This is a genomic window from Paenisporosarcina sp. P4_D4 (assembly GCF_056401835.1).
Window position 1 is genome coordinate 1 of the sequence record NZ_JBFUIO010000295.1, and the last position, 1,378, is coordinate 1,378.

Sequence of the window (1,378 nt, forward strand, 5' to 3'; positions counted from 1 at the left end):
ATGTTATTTCACATGCATCGGGAAGTACATGCTGCAAGGTTTATAGAAAGAAAACGGTAGAAGAAAATAACATTATATTTCCCGATTTAATGAGATTTGAAGACATGGTTTTTAATAAATTAACCACACCTTTTTGTGACTGTATCTACTATCTAAAGAAACCATTATATAATTATATAATTCATGAGAATTCAATAGTTCATGATGAGAGATATGTAGATATAAAGTATGCAATTAGCGCATTCGAGATAATAGCTAAGAGGTTAAAATACAAATATCCTTTAGAATTAGAAACATTATTTATCAAAGAGTTGCTTTATACTACTGTGCTTACGTTAGTTTTAAAAAAGGAAAATAAAAGAGCTATCATTAATCATATTAAACATTGGGAACAACGATACCCAAAATGGTATAAAAATAGTAGCATAAAAGATTTTTCTTTTCATCAAAAAATTATTTTGAAGTTGATACAATTTAAAAATATTAATATGTTATTTTTGATAATATATTTACGTAAAAAGAATGTTCTATGAAGAATATGAGAATGGTAAAAAAATAAAAATATTTTAAAAAGTAGGTAAATGACTTGTTGATTAGCATTGTTGTTCCAGTTTATAAAGTTGAAGATTTTTTAGAAAGATGTGTTAATAGCATAGTTAATCAAACATATAGCAATCTTGAAATAATCTTAGTAGACGATGGGTCCCCTGATAATTGTGGTCTTCTTTGTGATAATTATGCAAAAGAAGATAATAGGATATTTGTTTTACACCAAAAAAATGGAGGACTTTCAGATGCTAGAAATGCAGGGTTGAGGTTTGCTAAAGGTGATTATGTACTTTTTTTAGATTCCGATGATTATCTCAATGAAAATGCATGTGAACGTCTTGTTGGAAAAATAGATAATAAAAATATTGATGTTGTATATGGAAATGCTACTTGGATTTATAGTAATAAATCTTATACAATTGAGCGAAATAATATTTCCGAATTTAAAGAATATACGGGTAATGAGTTTTTAGAAGAAGAATTAAAAAAGGGAAACTGTTCTATGCAGGCATGGCTAGGACTTTTTCGTAGAAATTTTTTAATAAGAAATAACTTATTTTTTAAGTATGGTATTTTGCATGAAGACGAGCAATGGACTCCAAGAGTGTTGTTAAGTGCCAAAAAAGTTAAGTACATTAACTATGCATTTTATAACTATGTTATTAGAGAACATTCGATAACCCAAGAAAAAAACAAAACAAAAAATGCAATTGATTTGTTAGATACATGTTATGAATTGAATAAATACTATAAATCGATTGGTGATAACAAACTTAAGAATCTTTTAAATAGATATTTACTTAAGGTTTTTTTAAGTGCAATCTATATG

The 1,378-nt window shown here is 26.6% G+C and carries 2 protein-coding genes; both read left to right on the forward strand.

Translation table 11 applies throughout. The features are described from left to right. Positions 1-533 (forward strand): hypothetical protein (locus tag AC1DSL_RS18250; RefSeq protein ID WP_477533337.1); only part of this gene is annotated, 533 nt, incomplete at its 5' end. A 53-nt stretch (positions 534-586) separates the two neighbouring features. Further along, positions 587-1,378 (forward strand): glycosyltransferase (locus AC1DSL_RS18255; RefSeq protein ID WP_477533338.1); only part of this gene is annotated, 792 nt, incomplete at its 3' end.